The following is a 21,011-nucleotide window of genomic DNA, read 5'->3' on the forward strand; positions in this document are numbered from 1 at the left end:
ATGGAAGGATCAACTATAAGAACGTTAGAAGATATTAAAAAGGAGAAAGAAAGGATAAAGAGAAGAAATTCCTTGACGGGAGACAAATTAAAATCTAATTTGAATGAGGCCAAGAACGAAGGGCAGGACTTTGCTTTAAAAAAGGTTTTGTTGCCTATAGGCATTGTAATAATAACGGGGTATGGTATTAGGAAATTGTTACAGAAGGGGGAAGGTTCTGGCAAAGAACGTAAGGGTGCAATTCGCAGTGAATTTAAATCCGGACACGAAACCCCTTCTTCGACTACAGACGCCAAATCGGGTTTTGATTGGCTAGGTACCTTGGTAAAGTTTGTGCCTTTTGCTATTTCCGTAGGTCAAAAGCTATATGAAGATGGACACTTTTCTTTTCTTTTTGGAGAAAGTGAGGATGAAACTGTTTGGGAAGGAGAAGAAGATACTTCTCTGGAGAAGTAGAGGTTTTATTGGTCATAAATTCCTGACGAAAGGTACCTGTCACCTCTATCGCAAACGATAAATACTACCGTCGATGAAGAAGGTAGATGTGCAGTCAATTTCTTGACAGCTGCAAACGCTCCACCACTGCTCATTCCAGCAAAAATGCTATAGTCTCTGGACAATTCCAGCATACCTGCAATAGCTTCATCTTTGGAAACATCAATAATTTGATCTACTCTTTCAGGTTCATAAATGGCTGGCAGGAATTCTGGGGACCATCTCCTGATTCCGGGTATACTACTTCCGTCAGTAGGTTGTACTCCTATTATTTTAGTTTTGGAATTTTGAGATTTTATATACCTTGAGACTCCCATTATCGTACCGGTCGTACCCATGCTACTTACAAAATGTGTTATTTGTCCATTAGTATCTTTCCATATCTCAGGACCGGTAGTTTTTACGTGAATGCCATAATTATGAGGGTTGGCAAATTGATTAAGAAGTACATATCCTTTTTCTTCGGACAATTCTTCCGCAAGCGTTCTGCTATATTCAATCGTTTTTTCAGCTGGTGTAAGTATGACTTCCGCTCCATATGCTTTCATGGTTTGAATTCTTTCTTTTGTAGAATTTTCCGGCATTATGAGGGTGATACCCAGATCAAATTGTCTGGCAATCATAGCCAATGCTATTCCGGTATTCCCCGAAGTAGCTTCTACTATATGATCTCCTTTGTCAAGTTTTCCATCTTCGAAAGCTCCGGATATCATTCCGTAGGCCGTGCGATCTTTTACACTACCACCCGGGTTTTGTCCTTCGAGTTTAGCATATACTTTTATTTCAGAAGTGTTGGTAGAATTCTGAATTCTTACCAATGGGGTCTTTCCTATTAAGTCTAATATAGAATGCATTATTTATTTTTTTTCTTTTCAGGATATTGATGTTGAATTACTATCAGAATGCTCAATGATGCTGGGCTGGTAATAAATTTTTGAACCGGGTTCTACACTTTTAGTAAGCCATACATTACCTCCGATAATACTATTTTCCCCAATTACTGTATTTCCTCCCAGGATCGTTGCTCCGGAGTATATTATTACGCCATCTTCTATAGTAGGATGTCTTTTCGTAGAAGCAAAGGATTTATCGACACTGAGTGCTCCAAGCGTTACTCCCTGGTATAATTTGACATGACTTCCAATGGTTACCGTTTCACCAATTACAATTCCCGTTCCATGATCTATGCAAAAATGAGAACCTATTTTAGCATTCGGATGAATTTCAACACCCGTTTTGCTATGTGCATATTCTGTAAGAATTCTTGGTATATACGGAATCTGTAATTGGTGTAACATATGGGCAAAGCGATATACGGCGATGGCATAAAATCCGGGATAGGACCTTTTTACCTCCTGGATATCATATGCTGCAGGGTCACCCTCGTAAATGGATTGGGCATCCATTTCCAACTTCTCTTTTATTTCCGGAATTTTATCAAACACAAACTGGGCTAATTCCGATGGGTTTTTTTCAATGTCCAGTGTCTGGAACATTAAGATATAATCTTGCTTTAATTTATTTAAATTGATTTGAAAGCCCTGGATTGAATGGTACTGTTCATTGGACAGCTCCGGGAACAACATTTCCAGGGAGGTATTGATCAGATTACATACGATATCCGGTGCCGGGAATTTCTTTTGAGTTTTATGTTCTTTAAATAGCTTTTTTACAAATTGCTCATTCATTGAATTGTGGTTTCTGATTGCTCAAATATATTAATTCTTGCGCAATAATAGTATTGCATATAGGCTATTGATTGTAAAGAATCCTGCCCGGTATTTGACTTATTTCAAGACCAATCTTTTCGGACAATAGTAGAACTTTAAAAATTCAAATATGTTTAACTCCGGATTTGTCGATTTAAATATAAACTAATATTCTCTCAATAGATTATTATCCCTGTATCTTATTGGACAATAAATTGGATAGTATTGATTGATGTGTGGTGATATGAGAAGCGATCTAAATCGAGGCATGATGAATATAGTACGGTGTAAAAACTTCACTGATCATATAGAATTGGTATCGACAGGGAGAGAAAATATATTTTCTATCGTGAAAGCCCATTTAACCTGCCTAATTAGCAGCTTCGAAAAAATAATGATCATTTTCAAGTGCAAACAATAATCAGCCAAACCATTTCATATTTTGATTATCAGGCGGTAGTAGGTATAAACAAAAAAAGGTCCTTTCCCTGGGAAAGAACCTTTTCTATCTATTCTTTATTTACTGTAGTTTAGAAGTTAAAAGTTTCATTAACATCTTTCTTAAATTCAGCCCAATTCTCTTTAGTGGCTTGACCCAACCTATTTAACTCGGCATCTAGATTTTCTTTTTTATCTTCTAACTTGGCGAGTTGATTATTGAGGTCTGTTTTCATTTTGTTCCACTCTTCTTTTACTTCGTCTGAAGCATTTTCAGCATTGTTGGCCATTTGCGATTGTAGGTTATCCAGTTTGTCTTCGACTTGATCCATTTCCGCAGAAATCTCATCACCGGCTTTTTCCAACTTGTTCTGTAATTCTGTTTTTTCAGCTTCGAATTGTTGCTTCATTTTTTCTTCCTGACCGCTATTACAACTTACAATAGTAAAGCTCATGGCGATCGCTAAAACGAATAAAACTAATGAATTCCTTTTCATACTTAATAAGTTTTAAATTGATTTCTAAATCATTAAAATAATAAGTAAAATTATCTACATAAAACAATAATAAATGTTAATTAAGTATTAAATATTTTAATGTTTTGTGAATGACTTTATCACTTTTAAAAATTAAAAAGTATATGTTCTCTTATTTAGTTAAATTTTTAGTTTTGGATCTGCTGTAATATTATAACGAGCAAATTCTTTATTATTGTATTTAAAGCTAGCAGCTTTTGCTATCATAGCAGCATTGTCAATACAGTATTGAATATTAGGAATAAAAATTTTCCAATTTTTTTCAATTCCAACTTGTTGTAATTGACTTCTCAAACTACTATTTGCACTAACGCCTCCAGCAATAGCTATATTGCGAATACCTGTTTTTTCTGATCCGAGTATTAATTTTTGTAACAGGATAGTGACGATAGTATTTTGCAGACTTGCGCAAATGTCTGCCAAATTTTTGTTTATAAAATCGTTGTCCATTTTTACCTGGTCCTGGAGAAAATACAAGAAAGCCGTTTTTAAGCCACTAAAACTAAAGTCTAATTCTTTTACCTGTGGAATTGGAAAGGTGAATTTAGAGGTGCCTTTTCGTGCCCATTTATCGATATGCGGACCTGCGGGGTAGGGTAAGCCAATGTATTTTCCTGCCTTGTCAAAAGCTTCACCGGCAGCATCATCTATTGTTTGTCCAAGTACAATCATCTTTTCGGGTGAATCCACCTTCACAATTTGTGTATGACCACCGGAAACTGTCAGGCAAAGAAATGGAAATTCAGGTACTGGAGTATCAATAAAATGTGCCAAAATATGCGCTTCCATGTGATTGACTTCAATAATGGGTATTTCTAGAGAAGATGCCAATGATTTTGCAAAAGATACGCCTACTAAAAGCGACCCCATTAGACCGGGCCCCCGGGTAAAAGCAATAGCGTCAATGTCCTCTTTGTTTATTTTGGCATCATTGATGGCTTGATCAACAACCCAGACAATATTTTCTATATGCTTGCGGGAGGCTAATTCAGGTACTACACCTCCTAATTTTTCGTGGTCTATCTGACTTGATACAACATTTGAAGCAATTTTATCATCTATTAATACAGAGGCACCTGTATCGTCACAAGATGATTCTATAGCCAGTATTATAGTTGACATTTTAATTTTATTTGTTAGCGGCAAAATTGATAATTTTTGCAATAAAAAATGAAAGGTGTCGAACTATTTTAAATTTATTTAGGAAAAATGTTATTATTGCATAAATTGATATTGATAAAATCAAAACTGAAATGAGAATTGTAATTAATCTACTTCTATTAGCGGGTGTTGTAATATTAGGATATTTAACGTACAACAGTATCAAACTTCCAATAGAATTCAAGAATGAATTGGATCGCAGAGAACGCAGAGTTATTCAACAACTAATGAAGATCCGGAACGCACAAGATGTGTATAGGGATATTACGAATGGTTCCTATGCAAATAGCTGGGGCGAACTGAAGGATACCCTGAAGACAGGACAATTGAAATTTATTAACATAATCGGAGATCCTGATGATCCGGATTTTGATCCCGCAAAGTTGGTAAGGGATACTACCTATAAACCGGCTATTGATACTATTAATGCTATGGGAATCACCCTTGATTCTCTGGAATATATTCCATATAGTAACGGTGAGACCTTTAGCCTGGATGCAGATACTTTGACATATCAGTCAACCCTGGTAAATGTGGTAGAAGTAAAAACCTCCTATGACAAATTTATGGGTCCTTTTGCAGACATCAAGTATAGTATGTATGACAAAATGTACAGTCCGCAAAACGTTATAAAATTTGGTGATATGAATAAACCGACCACTGCAGGTAGTTGGGATAAATGATATAGACTTGGCTTCTCGTCATAATAAGAATAATTTAAAATATAGGCTGTCATTAATTATGCTAAATGACAGCCTTTTTTGCCTTTTGAAGGAAACTGGAATAAGGGCGAGAGATAATATTATTGAGCACCGGGTTCTCAGATTGAAGCAAAAGCGCTTTAATTTTGGTAATATCCAATCTATTCTAGACGAGTATTATTCCGAAAATAATGTTTTCAAAAAAACGGTTACTGCTGTTGAACTTTGTTTCGTAAATGACGAATTTGTTTTTAGAGAGCATGAAAAAATTGAAGCCTTCAAGAGAAATATTTCAGGGATTTTGTTTTATCATAAAGAATTTTTTAGCTGTCCTGTTTCTTATTATCATATTACCGATAGAATGTTGGAGGAAGTCCGGAAAGATGATTGGAATAAAGATATTAACATCTGGTTTCACCTACGGGGAAATTTTCTATTTATTGCCGGTTGTGAAGGCAACAAATTAAATAGTTTGAACGTATTTGAAGTACATAAAACATTGGATGTTTTTTATTATTTACTTTTCAATGTCAGAAATTTATATCCTGATGACAGACCTATTTCGGGAATTTTAGCCTCTGGAGATTTGTTGTTGATTGAAGAAGTTGGAAATCTGTTGTCTGAAAATTTTCCGGGTATTCAAATTATAACTCCCACTGATATAAAGGAATCGAAATTACAGCATTCAAATAATGATTATAAATATTATCCCGAGATATCGTATTAACTATGAGAATAATTAGCGGAAAATTAAAGGGAAGGAGATTTTATCCCCCGGCAGATAAGTGGCCTACTCGCCCTACTACGGATATTTCAAAAGAAGGTCTATACAATATTCTCCAACATAGTCTTGATTTCGAAAGTATCAATATGCTGGATTTATTTGGGGGGACCGGAAATCATTGCTATGAATTTATTTCCCGAGGATGTAAAAGTGTTACTTATGTGGACAGGCACAGGCCATGTGTGAAATTTGTAGAATCACTGGCGAAGGAGCTTGAAATTGAAAGTTTTATTAAAATAGTTAAAGCTGATGTGTTCAAGTTTATAAATAAAACTGTTGATAAATATGATTTTATTTTCGCAGGACCACCATATCCACTGAAAAAAATTCCAGAGATACCGCAATTAATATTCGATCATAATTTACTTAAAGGTGGGGGGACCCTTGTTTTAGAGCATAATCAGGATCACCAATTCAATAATCATTTTGGTTTTGAACAGGTACGAAAATATGGAGGAACCTTCTTTTCTTTTTTCAAGAAGAAATAATACAATAAATTTCCATCCTTTATTTGACTTATTGTCCAGAGAGGATCAATACAAGTATATTATTTACCGATAGCAATGATGTACGAATTCGTTTTATCGTAGTAAAATTGATTTATAGAGGGGATTCTTAGTACTTAACCGATAGGAAAATGATACCTTTGCCGATTAAATACACTTAAAATATGTGGGTACGAGAAAAATTGGAAACGCTTTTAGTTAAAGCTCTGGGAGAATTATATAATTTGAGCGTTGTTAAAGATGATATTACCATCAATGTTACGCGACCTGAGTTTGATGGGGAATACACTTTTGTAATGTTTCCTTTTATTCCTAAAATTAAAAGGAAACCACAGGAAATCGGTGATTCTATTGGGGACTACTTAAAGAGTAAAGGTTTAATTAGTGGTTATAATATTGTAAAAGGTTTTTTAAACTTGTCAATTAAGAATAATCATTGGTTGGATTTCGCAGATTATGTGGCTGAATATAGTGATTTTGGAAAAGTGAAGCCGCACGGAGAGAAAGTTATAGTGGAGTTTTCGTCACCCAATACCAATAAACCTCTACATCTGGGTCATATAAGAAATATACTTTTGGGTTGGTCTGTTTATAAAATATTAAAAGAGACGGGATATGACGTTACCCGAACACAGATAATCAATGACAGGGGAATAGCAATTTGCAAAAGTATGTTAGCCTGGAATAAGTGGGGAGGTGGAAAAACCCCTGATGATACCGGGATAAAAGGGGATCATTTTGTAGGAGATTTCTATGTTCGCTTTGAAAGTAATTTTAAAGAAGAATATACCAATTGGCAGCTATCAGAGGAAGGACAATTAATATATTCCTCGGTGCACAAAGAAGGACAATCTGAAAAAGAGTTTTTTTCATCATATAAAAACCAGTACTTTAATTTGTATAGCAAATTGGGAGCTGAAGCGAGGGAAATGTTAATCAGTTGGGAAAATGGAGATCGGGATACGGTTGCCTTGTGGAAACAAATGAACCAGTGGGTTTATAATGGTTTCGATAAGACCTACGATGCCCTGGGAATTATATTTGACAAGAATTATTATGAATCTTCAACCTATCTGGAAGGGAAAAAAATCGTTAATGAGGGACTCAAAGAAAAAGTGTTTTTTCGAAAAGACGATGGATCGGTCTGGGTAGACCTTGAAGAAAGGGGAATGGATAAGAAGCTCCTGCTTCGCAAAGATGGAACCTCCGTTTATATTACCCAGGATTTGGGTACGGCCGAATTGCGGTATAAGGAGATGGGGGCCAATAAAATGATATATGTGGTAGCAGATGAACAGAACTATCACTTTGACGTGCTTTTTGAAATCTGTAAGATTTTAAACAAACCCTATTCCGGAGGAATGTACCATTTGTCCTATGGAATGGTAGATTTGCCTACGGGTAAAATGAAATCCAGGGAGGGAACAGTTGTAGATGCAGATGATTTGATTGCCGAAGTAAAAAAGGAGGCCGGATCAATTGCTCTTGAAAAGGGAGAAATAAACCTGCTGGAGCAAGATGAAAAGGATGATATTATTCATACAATAGGAATTGGTGCATTAAAGTTTCATATGATCAAAGTACAACCTCAAAAACGCATGGTATTTGATCCTAAAGAATCAGTAGATATGCAAGGTCAGACGGGACCATATATTCAGAATGCGTATGTAAGGATACAATCGATTTTGAGGAAAAATAAGGAGCTTGAATTTGTGAGAGGAAGTGATTATGCTCCGTCAACAATGGAAAAGGAATTACTTGTTCAATTGAGTGAATATCCAGTTGAATTAAAAAAGGCATCTGAGGAATTTGATCCCTCAGTTATGGCCAATTTTTCCTATAAATTGGCCAAAACCTATCACCGGTTTTACAATGAACATCGTGTGTTGTCAGCAGAATCAGAAGAGGCCCGTCAATTTCGGATTGTTCTTAGCCAAAGTGTTGCAAAAGTTTTGAAAAGATCAATGAACTTATTGGGTATTGATATGCCCAACAAAATGTAAAATGAAATAAAATAGAGTATATGGATAAGTCTCGGAATTTTATAGAACAAATAATTGAATCTGACCTGGAGGAAGGTAAGCACGGAGGAAAAGTTATTACGAGATTTCCTCCTGAGCCTAATGGTTATCTGCATATAGGGCATGCCAAGTCTATTTGCCTAAATTTCGGAGTAGCCATTGAATATGGAGGCATTACCAATTTGCGCTTTGACGATACTAACCCCAGTACAGAAGAAACTGAATATGTAGAGAGTATTAAAAAAGATATTCATTGGTTAGGATATGATTGGGAGGACCGTCTTTATTATGCTTCTGATTATTTCGAACAACTTTATGAACTAGCAGTCAAATTAATTGAGAAGGGGCTGGCCTATGTGGATGATTCTTCTGCGGATGAAATTGCTGAAGAAAAAGGTACAGTGACTGAACCTGGAGTGGAAAGTAAATATAGAGCGCGGTCAATTAGTGAAAATCTTGAATTATTCCAGGGAATGAGGGATGGTAAGTTTGACGAAGGTTCCAGAGTGCTTCGGGCAAAAATAGATATGGCCAGTCCCAATCTCAATATGCGAGATCCTTTAATATACAGGATTAAAAAGGTGCCCCACCACCAGACTGGGAAAGAATGGAACATCTATCCCATGTATGATTTTGCTCATAGTTTGTCTGATTCTATCGAAAACATTACTCATTCACTCTGTACATTGGAATTTGAAAATCATCGTCCTCTCTACGAATGGTTTATTGAAAAGTTGGAAGTATTTCCTTCCCGTCAAATTGAATTTGCCCGCCTGAATGTGAATTATATGATTACCAGCAAACGAAAGTTATTGAGACTGGTAAAAGAAGGATATGTTTCTGGATGGGATGATCCCAGAATGCCTACGATAAGTGGTATGAGGAGAAGAGGTTTTACTCCGGCTTCAATCAGGCAATTTGCTGACAGGGTCGGAGTGGCCAAGCGAGATAATGTAATTGATATATCCCTGTTGGAATTTTGTGTTCGTGATGACCTAAATGCTAGAGCAAACCGTATGATGGCGGTACTAAACCCATTAAAGGTGGTCATTATCAATTATCCTGAAGGTGAAGTTGAGTGGTTACCCGCTGAGAATAATCCTGAAGATCCTGATGCAGGGAATAGAGAAATGCCTTTTGCACGGGAGATATTTATTGAGCGGGATGATTTTATGAAAGATCCTCCTAAAAAGTATTTTCGGATGGCACCCGGGAGGTATACAAGATTAAAGCATGCTTATATATTGCACTGCGATGATTTTGTAGAGGATTCTGACGGAAATATAAAAGAGGTGCATTGTACCTATAATAAAGATAGTAAAAGTGGATCAGATACTTCTGGCATTAAGGCCAAAGGTACTTTACATTGGGTGAGTGTCGAACATGCTAAAAAAGCCGAAGCGAGATTGTATGACCGGTTATTCACAGAACCCGTACCAGATGGTGATCCGGAAAAGGATTTTACATCGTTTGTTAATCCCGACTCTCTTACTGTGTTGCATGAAATATTTGTCGAACCGTCGGCAGGTGAAATTGCCCAGGGAGAGCAAATCCAGTTTTTTCGAAAGGGATATTTTGTGTTAGATCAGGATTCTACAAAGGAAAATCTTATTTTTAACAGAACTATTACCCTTAAAGACTCATGGGCTAAAATTCAAAAAAAACACAAGAAATAGATTAATCTACTAAACAATAATTTATCATGAAGCAAGTACTTTCATCGCCATTTTTATTATTTTTTGCACTAATAATTAGTTTTAGTTGCCAGGAAAAACCAGTTAACCAATTGAGCACTGAAGAACAAGAGGAAGGTTGGGAATTGTTATTTAATGGAACAAGTCTGGATGGTTGGAAAGACTATCACGGAGAAGGTGTTTCCGGACCCTGGAAGGTAGAAAATGGATTACTCCAGGCTCTTGGAAAAGGGAGCGACGGTAATGGATATTTAATGACAGAGAAGGAATATGAAAACTTTGTGTTGACATTCGAATGGAAGATTTCGGAAGGTGGGAATAGCGGGGTTTTATACCATGTGATTGATCGTCCCCAGTATGAAGTTCCTTATGTTTCAGGACCTGAGTATCAGGTGCTGGATGATGTTGGCTTTCCGGCCGATTTGGAAGAATGGCAAATGGCAGGTGCAGATTATGCTATGCATGTCGCTGATAAAGACCAAAAAGAACTTAAGCCTGTAGGTCAATGGAATACTTCCAAAATAGTATTTGATAATGGTCATGTTGAGCATTGGTTGAATGGAAAAAAGATCGTAGAATTTGAAGCGTGGACTGAAGATTGGTTTGAGAGAAAAGAGTCCGGCAAATGGGCGGATGCTCCTGAATATGGGTTGGCGAGAAAAGGACACTTTGTCCTTCAGGACCACGGTGCTCCTACCTGGTACAGAAATATAAAGGTTAAGGAATTGCCCAGAGAGACTAGTGAAGAAGATTTATTCAATGGTGAGGACCTTACCGGGTGGGAAGTTTATGGAACTGAAAAATGGTATGTAGATGATGGAATTTTGATTTGTGAGAGTGGGCCCGATGAAGCGTATGGGTATTTAGCTACGAAAAAGTATTATAATGATTTTGATTTATCGGTTGATTTCCTCCAGGAGGCGGATGGAAATAGCGGTATCTTTTTTAGATCTTTTATTGAAGAAGGTACCAAAATCTCTGGATGGCAGGTAGAAGTAGCTCCTCCGGGTAACAATAGCGGTGGAATATATGAATCTTACGGAAGAGGTTGGATCTTCGAAATCCCTGAGGAAAAGGAAGATATCCTCAATATGGGTGAATGGAACACGATGCGTATAAAAGTAGTAGGAGGGAAAGTAACTACCTGGTTAAACGGGGAAGTGATGACGGAATTGGATGATGAAAAAATTGCAAATGCACAAGGTCGAATTGCATTGCAGATTCATAGTGGGGGCGGCATTCGTGTGAGATGGAAAAATTTGAAAATGAAAGAATTATAATTCAAATCTGCTCAAAGAATATGTATAATACCCGGGGAATGTAAAGTTCTTCGGGTTTTTTATTTATGTGTAAATATTTAGGATGATAAGATTTTTCTAATCTTATCATATCTTCCCGGAACAAGCGAATTTTAATTTACGTTATTCAATCCCTGGTCAATATCAGGATTATGGAATTTATTAATGGCGTTTGTAAAAGATCATTAATCATTGTCTCTTCAATGGTTGAGTATGGCAGTTTAATTTTAGTTGCCAGCTTTCTTCATTAAGTTAATCTGAGTTAGACGAATAACTGTTTTTGACATTAGTTTGCGAAAATAGCAATGCCCAGGTCATCGCTTTGTGGAAATCAATACCAGAATCAGCGATTTCAGCTGTTTTCCACCCTTGGTTAATTCTAGTTCTCTCCTTGCGCCGCCGCCTAAGCTAAAGGCGGCAAACGGTGAGAGCTATTACTTTCTCTGTCTCACATTAAGTTAGAAATCTCTCTTGGGGCATACTTATCTTGAATTAAGGGTTTTATTTTGTCTTGCATTGAATGGATCTCTTAGTTCTTCAGATCAGGATGGAAATAGGTTTATGAACCTTTTATGAAATCCAATGGATATAAAGGTGCTAAATATTTTATCAAATAGCCTAAACACATTCATTCCAGCTAAAAAATAGTATTTTATAGACTATTTTGGTATAAGCTCTCTCCTAATTGGACAAAAGGCATCTCAACCACCTTGTCAAAGATATCTGGTTGTGCTAATAAATTTTTCAGGGATGGTTCCCCTTTTCTGAAATGCTCCTGTGGTAGGTTTTCAGTATCTTCAAGAATAGACCCAGGCCATATTTGTTCTGGAAATATATCCTTTGCCTATCCTAAAAACTTTTTCAGATACTTTATTCTTATATATATTAGGATATGGATCATGGAATGAATGCAGTCAAAAGGGTAATCATCAATAAGAAAAAATAATAAATGAATTATTACCCCTTCAAATTCCTACGAATTTGCATCCGCGATGCTTTCTTTGTCCACGGCCACATTAAAAGGAATTTGGTCAAGTTCTTGCTTAACTTTCTTCTTAACGATGTTGAATTCAGGCATATAACTCTGGTCCATAGGAGCGGGTTCGGGTAAATTTTCGCGGAGCGGATCAACCTGCTTTCCGTTTTTCCAGAATCTGTAGCATACATGCGGCCCTGTAGCTAAACCTGTAGCACCTACATATCCAATTACTTCCCCTTGTTTTACGAATGTACCTTTGGTCATCCCTTTGGCAAATTTATTCATATGGAGATACTGAGTTGAATAGGTATCGTCGTGTTTTATTTTGATGAAATTACCATTGCCTTTGGTATAGCCTATACGAGTTATAGTACCATTGGCAGTTGCGTAAATTTCTGTATTATACGGTGCTGCATAATCTGTTCCAAGGTGGGGACGTCTTGTTTTCAAAACCGGGTGAAATCGATTGAGATTATATCTAGATGAGATTCGGGAAAACTTTACCGGAGCTTTCAGGAATGCCCGTTTCATAGGGCGCCCATCCAGACTATAATAGCCATCATAATCTCCATTGTCAAATCGGATAGCATAAAATTCTTTACCGGATGCTGAGAACCAGGCAGCTTTCATTTCTCCTATACCGACTAATTCTCCTTCTACATATAATTCGTCATATATTAATTTAAACTGGTCTTCTGGTTGGACATGGTGAAAATCTACAGTCCACGCCAGTGCATCTTCCATCTTAGCAGTCAAAGCCGGAATTTGCGAAGAGGGAATATCGTAATCGGAAAAAGCATTCCATAACGAGGAATTTATTTCTCCTGCAAACTGTCGCCTTACCGTATCAATAGACCGTTGTCCCTTTTGTATATCTTGTTCTTTTGTGAGATCAAATACAAAGTAATTTATTTTGTCGGGTTCATAGATGAAATATTTAGGTGATTGGTCTTCTTCATCTTTGAGGACCTTATATGTTTTACCCGCCCTTAAATTCCTTACATCAAAGACATCTTTACCTGCTTCCAGGATAGCATGAAGAGTATTTATGCCAATTCCAAAATTGCTAAAAATTTCAGATAGAACCTGGCCATTCTCAATCGTTCCTTCAACAGTAGTAAACTGTGAAGTATTAATATTGTATTCGTATTCAGGAAGTTCTATTGGTAGGCTGGTAATTATTTCTCCGGCATTGGATTTAAACAAACTTGTTAACTCACTTTGTTTGTATCCGAAAGCAATAGCCAGAAAAATAAAGGTTCCAAAAACTATTTGTTTGGTGCTGGCTATACGTACTCGTTTCCCCATGTAAAGTTTTCTTTAATTAGGGTGATAATAATACAAAAAGTTATTTTTACAACCAGAAATTTATTCGAATTTTGATACCATCCAAAACCGTGTTTTTTGATTTAAATTTATTTATAATGTTTAAATAATTGTAAATAAGTATAATATATAAATATAAGATGAATATTTAATACATGTTAAAATTGCTTGTAGAAATTGGGAGTTATATTTGGCCGCTATAATTACATCGCTTATTAAATATCTTTTTTGATTTTTGTTGTCAATTATTTCTCTACTTATGCTTCTAAATAAAAAGCTCTTACTTCTGTTCTTTTTTTCATATTGGATCATATCCTACCAGGAGCAAGATGTTGGGTGCCGATCCGGAAATCTATGTTATTGCGGTAATTAGAGAGGCCCTGAACTAGTCCCTTTGATTTCCTTTTAGACCAAAGATAAATAAAGAGGGTCCTTACTTCCAAAGATAAATATTGCAGTACACTTTGGGAGATATCAATTAAACATACACGGTATTAGATAAAATTTATTTTTCTTTGTGTAAAAAAGTGTTTGTAACGTATCAGACCCTCAACTGTCGTGGAAAATTAATTGATTTGCAGACCCCGAAGATAATGGGGATTATCAATATTAATCAGGATTCTTTTTACAAAAAGTCTCGAACTCAATCTATAGATGAGACACTATTCCGTGCAGAAGAAATGGTCAATGAAGGTGTACACTTTTTTGATGTAGGGGCTATGAGCAGTCGTCCCGGTGCAGAACTTATTTCTATAGAGGAGGAGACGAATCGGTTGGATGGAATCGTGCAGGCTTTGGGGACCAACTTTCCACATATCCCCGTTTCGGTGGATACTATTCACAGTAAGGTTGCTAAAAAAGTCCTGGAGGAAGGTGCTGCAATTATTAATGATATTTCTGGTGGGACCTTTGATGAGGATATGATGGAAACAGTAGGTGCTTTTGATGCTCCTTTTGTTGCAATGCACATGAAAGGGCGACCAAAAAATATGCAATTAAATCCCGTATATGACAATGTCGTTACCGAGGTGTTTGACTATTTTGTAGCTCGAATTAATGAAGCAGAAAAGGTTGGGATCGTTGATTTAATACTCGATCCTGGTTTTGGATTTGCTAAGAATGTAACTCATAATTTTCAATTGTTGCATTTTTTGGATGGATTTGAGGTATTGAGGTATCCTTTGTTAGTAGGGGTGTCGAGAAAATCATTTATACAGAAAACGGTCAATGCCAATACCAAAGAAGCTCTTAATGGTACAACAGCAGTTCATATGTTGGCGTTAATGAAGGGGGCGAGAATATTAAGAGTACATGATGTGAGGGAAGCAGTGGAGGCTGTCAAAATTTGGGAAAACTTTAATAGTCAACAAGTTGTTGAAATGAAATTCTAATACTATTTTATGAAATATTAAATAGTCAAAAACCGATTAGTGGGAGAGCACTCTCGAAAATATTATAAAACTTTATTGAGATTAGGCAAATATCTATTGGTTAGTCTCATTATCTTATTGGCAATGGTCTTTGCTATTTTGAATTCCTCTTTTTTACAGACAAAGGTGATCAATTGGGCTTCTGGATTAGTAAAGGAGAATTATGGTATTACCTTGAGTGTAGACAAAGTGAGTTTTAGGCCCTTCAATAATTTGTACCTGGAAAACTTTTTAATGGGGAATGAGGACATTGATTCATTGATTTATATTTCGGAAGGTGCTTTTTCGATAAATGTCAATCCTGTACGACTTTTTAAAAAGAAAATTACTTTTACTGGTGTTGATGCTGATACAGTCTTGGTAAATGCAGTGGCTAATTATACACCGAGGGATGATAATCCTCAGGTAGTCGATACCACTGGGCAAAAGGGGTTTGAATTTTTATTTTCACCCTGTAAATTGAATCTGGCATATTTCGATCTGGATTTCAGGGATACTATTACACACTTGCGGGTTGATGCCTCTGTACATGATGTAGTGGGAGAAATCCTATCCAGTAATATAAAAGATCAATTTTCTTTTAAAGACGTTACCCTTGTTCAGCCAAATGTGAAGGTGAAGGGGGCGAAAATTAATGCCAGTGCAAGTCCTTATATCCAAATGATTCTCGATGAGTTGGAAGATAATAGAATAGGTAGTGATTCGGTAATGGTACAAAACATGGAGCAATCTCCCTTTTGGGCAATGGATATGGATGTTGATGGAGTGACCATTGATGATGGCAAAGTAGAGGTGTATACCTTTGATACCATAAGGAATGAATACACCAAAACTGTAGATATTTCCAAATTCAATGGTCACTTAGACCGTGGAGATTCGGAAGTGAACTTTGTTGATGCTTCCAATTTTAATGCTTCTTTTATATGGGGTGATTCCATTCAGTTCAATTCTTTAGAATTCAGGGAATTACTTTTTACACAAGAGGAGTTAGCTATTTCAGGAATTTATATCCATACATTTGATTCTGAATTAAGGGGAGACGGGCGATTGGTTTATGATGGAACTTCTGCATTTAAGGATTTTATGAATCTTGTCCAGGTAGATTTCAATATTCCTGAAGGTAGTCTGAATGTAGCAGATTTGGTGAAAGTTTTTCCCACACTTAACAACCAGGAAATTATAAGAGAAAATTTAGGCGAGACGGTAGATTTCAACTTTAAAGCCGAAGGTGAAATAAATCATTTAAATATTACTAATTGGAAAATTGTAAACGGACCTGCTCGCCTAGCTGGAAATGGGACAATAGCAAATATTACTAATCCCCAAGCTAGAAATTTAAAAGTATTTATTAAAGAAGGAGTTTTGCCTCCATCTTATTTGAAAAGTAGATTACCTGATGTTCAATTTCCCAAAGGGATAGACTCTATAGATTATATCAACCTGAGGAGTACTATATCTCTGAATGGAAATAATTTGAAGCTTGACAATAGAATATTTACCAATCTTGGGATAATTAATAATCAGACAAATTATAACGTAAAAAATGCTGCCTTCAATGGAAAGGTACAATTAGAGAATTTTGAGGCCGGAAAATTTTTGAATTCCCCCAATTTAGGAAAAGTAACCTTTAGTTTGGATCTCAATGACGGATATAGCTTTGATCCGAAGCAGATGAAAGCTAATATTGAAACAAAGTTTGACAGCATCGAGTTCAAAGGATATAAATATGAAGATTTAATAGTAAACGGTACGATCCAGAATAATAAATTTAGCGGGAGTGTAGGGATGGAAAAACCGGAACTGGATTTCGTTTTAAACGGGATTATAGATTTTTCAAATATTGCTAAAATCAACCTTCTTGGTCGTGTAAATAATGTGGATTTGGACCGGTTGAATTTATCAAAGGAGAATGTTTCTCTTTCCGGAAATGTAGATGTGGATATGGTAGTGGCGCCGGTGGATAGTCTCAGTGGATATGCGCGGTTGAACAACGTAGTTTTAAATCGTAATGATTCTGTAGATTTTAGTATGAATGCTATTACTTTCGATGCAGAATCCTGGGGGGATAATTTCAAAGATTGGCAATTGGATTCTGATATCTTGTCGATTGACATTGACGGACAATTTAATATAGAGAATATATTAAGTACAACTTATCAAATCCTGAAAAACAGGCATCCCCAGATTATCGGATATTTCCCTAATCTGGAATTAGAGGCAGATACCATATACTCCAATGATTTTACTCTGGTGGTTGACGTGAACGATACGCAGGAATTTTCCCATTTAATTAATTCAAAACTCGATACTATACACGACCTCAATCTTTCACTAACGTATAGAAACAGGGGAAAAGAATATTTTGAATATTATTTTCAAGCTTCGGCACCAAAGATCCAATATGACAAGGTCAGCGTAGAATCGATGAATATCAATGCGAGTGGTAGTAATACTGATAATGAATGGATAATTTATGCTGACAGTCTGCATTCCGGAAATTTGTTCGTAGATAGCTTGCAATTAAACGCCAAATTAATTGGAGATGAATTAGACTTTAAGATTGCTACAAATTCAGTCAACAATATTCTCAATAAATTTTATGTAAGTGGTGGAAATCAGTTCCTCGCCGGGAAAGATATGGAGCTGGCCCTCGACTCATCTTCATTTGATATGTTGGGTAGGCACTGGAATTTAGATGCGGGAAACTCTATAAACTTTGGTGAGAAAAAGCTATTTGTCAATAACCTTAATTTTGAGTCAGGAGACCGAAATATATATGTACAAAGTGCATCAGAACAATCTATGATTGCCGGGGTCAATAATATCGATATTCGATTTTTGGATCAATTTTTTCCCAATGGAAAATTCAAATTTAAAGGAAATGCTAATCTAACGGTTGGTGTAGAAAATATCTTTAATCTCACGGGTCTTGAAGTAGAGACCCGAATTGACGAATTCTATATAAATAATGAAAATTTTGGTACCTTTAATACATTGTTTTATACCCTTGGTTTGAAGCAAATGGCTAATGTTGATATTAGTTTTCAAAAGGGAAATAAAAGGACGTTGGTTGCCTCCGGAGAATACGATTTATTCAATGAAGCGCAAAATGAAATACCCCGATTTGAATTTGATTTAACTGCTAATCAATTCCCCATTTTGGTATTGGATTTTATTTTGTCCGATATTATTCAGGGGACATCTGGATATGCCAATGCACAGGTATCCCTCGATAGTGACGGTGTGCAGCCAGACATTTCAGGTGAGGTCCTAATAAATGGCAAAACAACTATTCCTCTTTTGGGGACAGAATATCAATTTGTAAATTCTAAAGTTAATCTATCAAATGAACTTATTGGATTTCAAAATATTGATGTGGTTGATCGCCAGAATAATTTAGCAAATGTGGAGGGTGGAATCAGGCATGATCATTTGTCTAATTTTCGAATGGATACCCGGATAAATGCTGATAAATTTCTTTTACTGGATACGGAAAGGAGTGATGATGCAGTATTTTATGGTAGGGGTATCGGAAAGGCAAGTATCGATATAACAGGACCCTTTAACCAAATAAATATGGATATTCAGGCTGAGACGGGGGCCGGATCAAAAATTTCGATACCTATTTCATCGACGATATCCGTTAACAATACTGAAGACTTCTTTATTAATTTTGTATCGCAGAGTGCACTTAATAACCCTAGTGATGACGATGGAGGGGCAAGTTTCAGGATTGAAGGGTTGAATTTAAGTATGGATCTTACTTTGACGGAAGATTGTGAGGTCTCTATAATCCTGGATGAATCTACAGGAGATATTCTCAGGTCGAGGGGATACAGTGAGCTACAGATTGAATTAAGTAGGTCCGGGAACTTTACCATGAGGGGCACATATGAGGTTATATCAGGTCAATACTTATTTGCGCAATTGAACTTTACCAGAAAGTCTTTTAATATTAACAGGGGAGGGACTATTACCTGGAACGGGGATCCTATGAACGCAAAGATAGATCTTGATGCTTCCTACTCTGTAAGAACCCCCCCTTACAATTTCATATTGGAATATATAGGTACAAGTGATGAGCGATTGTCGGAATTAGCGCAAAATGCCACCCAGGTGGAACTCCTTTTACAATTAACAGGTGATTTGTTTTCCCCTGACATTTCTTTTGAAATGGAATTTCCCGAATTGACAGGACAAATTAAAAACTACGTGGAAGATCGGCTACGGGTAATATCTGATGATCAAAATGAAATCAATAAGCAAGTCTTTGGATTATTAATTGCCCGTTCATTTATACCAAGTGTTTCATCAGTAGTCAATATTGACGGTACCGTAGTGAATACGGTTTCTGAGGTTTTGACCAATCAGATGTCCTTTTATATTACGGAATATTTACAAAGGTCAATTGATGAAGTTCCGTTTATTTCAAATGTAGAGTTTAATGTTGGATACAATGTATATCGGAATGATTATGTGGTAGATAGAAATACAGGTGTGCGTTCTGGAAATGAATTTATTTTTCAACCTGAATTTGGTTTTTTAGATGATCGCTTGATATTAAGGACAGAGGCAAATTTGCAGACTCAAAGTGCCCTTACTACGAATACACTAATTACCCATGATTTTATTCTGGAATATGCCATTACGGAAGATAATACATTAAAAGTCAATTTATATCAACGAACAGAACCTTACCGAACCAGTAAGAATTCCAAAATTGGTCTGGGGGTTTCTTATAGAAGGGAATTTGATAGTTTCCTGGATTTTTTAAAGGGAGGAAAAACAGAAAGTTGACATTTTCTTTAGATTTTCATCCTTTGTTGCATCAAATATGCATCGACTAACGTCAAAGCTGCCATTGCTTCTACAATAGGAACGGCTCTGGGGACTACACAAGGGTCGTGTCTGCCTTTGCCTTCTAAATTAACGTAATTCCCATCTTTATCGATTGTTTCCTGATGTTGAATTATTGTGGCTACAGGTTTAAAAGCAACATTAAAGTATATCGGCATACCATTAGAAATACCACCCTGGATACCTCCGGAATAATTTGTTTTTGTTCGTACGGAACCTTTTTCGTCTACGTAAAATTTGTCATTGTGATCAGAACCATTCATTTCTACAGAATGGAATCCACTTCCTATTTCGAATCCCTTACAGGCGTTAATACTCAACATGGCTTTCCCCAATTCAGCATGTAATTTGTCAAAGACAGGTTCTCCCATTCCAGCGGGATAGTTTTTTACCAGGCAGGTAACAATCCCTCCAATAGTATCACCATTTTTACGCGTTTTGACAATTAGGTCTTCCATTTCAGACGCAGTTTCCGGATCAGGGCACCTGACTATGTTTTGTTCGGTCTGAGAAAGATCGAGTGTCTCTGGTAGCTCGTTGAGTTCAATTTTCCCTACCTTAGAAACATAAGCCTGAATACTGACACCTATCCTTTCCAGGACTGCCTTGGCTATACTTCCGGCAGCTACCCTCATTGCCGTTTCCCGTGCAGAGGATCTTCCACCTCCCCGGTAATCCCGGAAACCGTATTTCTGGTCGTAGGTAAAGTCCGCATGAGATGGCCTATAACTATTTTTTATATGACCGTAATCTTTTGATTTCTGATCCGTATTAAGGATGATCATGGAAATAGGTGTACCGGTAGTTACCCCTTCGAAAACCCCAGATAAAATTTGAATCTGGTCATTTTCTTTACGTTGCGTAACAATTCGGGATTGGCCGGGCTTCCTTCGATCGAGATCTTTTTGTATTTTCTCCATATCTACTGGAATTCCAGAAGGACACCCATCTATTATCACTCCAAGTCCTTTGCCGTGTGATTCTCCGAAAGTTGTAATTTTGAATATTTTGCCGAAACTATTTCCTCCCATGAATATTTGTATAAAATGTAGAATTTTATGAGAATCCAAAATTAA

At 36.5% G+C, this 21,011-nt stretch carries 15 protein-coding genes; 9 read left to right on the forward strand and 6 right to left on the reverse strand.

Going from position 1 to position 21,011, the window contains the following annotated elements:
• Positions 1-456, forward strand: coding sequence for a hypothetical protein (locus tag LVD47_RS15625; RefSeq protein ID WP_236978542.1), 456 nt, complete (start codon positions 1-3; stop codon positions 454-456).
• A 5-nt stretch (positions 457-461) separates the two neighbouring features.
• Here LVD47_RS15625 and cysM read toward each other — a convergent pair whose 3' ends face one another.
• From cysM to tsaD, 4 genes are all read right to left on the reverse strand, one after another.
• Positions 462-1,349 (reverse strand): cysteine synthase CysM, encoded by an 888-nt coding sequence (cysM, locus tag LVD47_RS15630; RefSeq protein ID WP_236978543.1) that lies wholly within the window; start codon positions 1,347-1,349, stop codon positions 462-464.
• 18 nt (positions 1,350-1,367) lie between these two features.
• Positions 1,368-2,183, reverse strand: coding sequence for a serine O-acetyltransferase (locus LVD47_RS15635; protein WP_236978544.1), 816 nt, complete (start codon positions 2,181-2,183; stop codon positions 1,368-1,370).
• A 551-nt stretch (positions 2,184-2,734) separates the two neighbouring features.
• The gene (locus tag LVD47_RS15640) at positions 2,735-3,139 is read right to left on the reverse strand and encodes a hypothetical protein (RefSeq protein ID WP_236978545.1); all 405 of its coding nucleotides are present in this window, start codon (positions 3,137-3,139) and stop codon (positions 2,735-2,737) included.
• Between the two features lie 159 nt (positions 3,140-3,298).
• Positions 3,299-4,300: a tRNA (adenosine(37)-N6)-threonylcarbamoyltransferase complex transferase subunit TsaD gene (gene tsaD, locus LVD47_RS15645; RefSeq protein WP_236978547.1), complete on the reverse strand. Its 1,002-nt coding sequence runs from the start codon at positions 4,298-4,300 to the stop codon at positions 3,299-3,301.
• Between the two features lie 131 nt (positions 4,301-4,431).
• On the opposite strand from tsaD, the gene LVD47_RS15650 reads away from it, so the two are divergent.
• The 6 genes from LVD47_RS15650 to LVD47_RS15675 all read left to right on the forward strand — a co-directional run bounded on the left by LVD47_RS15650 (position 4,432) and on the right by LVD47_RS15675 (position 11,325).
• On the forward strand, positions 4,432-5,022 hold the full coding sequence (locus LVD47_RS15650; protein WP_236978548.1) for a hypothetical protein: 591 nt from the start codon (positions 4,432-4,434) through the stop codon (positions 5,020-5,022).
• 58 nt (positions 5,023-5,080) lie between these two features.
• Positions 5,081-5,767, forward strand: a complete 687-nt coding sequence (locus tag LVD47_RS15655) for a DUF3822 family protein (protein WP_236978549.1) — start codon at positions 5,081-5,083, stop codon at positions 5,765-5,767.
• A 2-nt stretch (positions 5,768-5,769) separates the two neighbouring features.
• A complete protein-coding gene (locus tag LVD47_RS15660; protein WP_236978551.1) occupies positions 5,770-6,312 on the forward strand; it encodes an RsmD family RNA methyltransferase in 543 nt (180 codons plus the stop codon).
• Positions 6,313-6,494: 182 nt separating this feature from the next.
• The gene (argS, locus tag LVD47_RS15665) at positions 6,495-8,333 is read left to right on the forward strand and encodes an arginine--tRNA ligase (protein WP_236978552.1); all 1,839 of its coding nucleotides are present in this window, start codon (positions 6,495-6,497) and stop codon (positions 8,331-8,333) included.
• 20 nt (positions 8,334-8,353) lie between these two features.
• Positions 8,354-10,027 carry a glutamine--tRNA ligase/YqeY domain fusion protein gene (locus LVD47_RS15670; RefSeq protein ID WP_236978553.1) on the forward strand — a complete coding sequence of 558 codons (1,674 nt, stop codon included), beginning with the start codon at positions 8,354-8,356 and terminating at the stop codon, positions 10,025-10,027.
• Positions 10,028-10,053: 26 nt separating this feature from the next.
• The gene (locus LVD47_RS15675; protein ID WP_236978557.1) at positions 10,054-11,325 is read left to right on the forward strand and encodes a 3-keto-disaccharide hydrolase; all 1,272 of its coding nucleotides are present in this window, start codon (positions 10,054-10,056) and stop codon (positions 11,323-11,325) included.
• 991 nt (positions 11,326-12,316) lie between these two features.
• Here the strand turns inward: LVD47_RS15675 and LVD47_RS15680 are convergent.
• Entirely contained in the window at positions 12,317-13,630 is a 1,314-nt protein-coding gene (locus LVD47_RS15680) for a M23 family metallopeptidase (RefSeq protein ID WP_236978558.1), read from the reverse strand.
• Between the two features lie 533 nt (positions 13,631-14,163).
• Between LVD47_RS15680 and folP the strand changes: the two genes are divergently transcribed.
• On the forward strand, positions 14,164-15,039 hold the full coding sequence (gene folP / locus LVD47_RS15685; RefSeq protein WP_236978561.1) for a dihydropteroate synthase: 876 nt from the start codon (positions 14,164-14,166) through the stop codon (positions 15,037-15,039).
• Positions 15,040-15,114: 75 nt separating this feature from the next.
• Entirely contained in the window at positions 15,115-19,875 is a 4,761-nt protein-coding gene (locus LVD47_RS15690) for a translocation/assembly module TamB domain-containing protein (RefSeq protein ID WP_236978565.1), read from the forward strand.
• Positions 19,876-19,883: 8 nt separating this feature from the next.
• On the opposite strand, the gene aroC is transcribed toward LVD47_RS15690, so the two are convergent.
• Positions 19,884-20,966, reverse strand: a complete 1,083-nt coding sequence (aroC, locus tag LVD47_RS15695; protein ID WP_236978573.1) for a chorismate synthase — start codon at positions 20,964-20,966, stop codon at positions 19,884-19,886.
• Positions 20,967-21,011 lie beyond the last annotated feature (45 nt).

It is taken from the genome of Membranihabitans maritimus (genome assembly GCF_021729145.1).
Taxonomy (GTDB): domain Bacteria; phylum Bacteroidota; class Bacteroidia; order Chitinophagales; family Saprospiraceae; genus Membranihabitans; species Membranihabitans maritimus.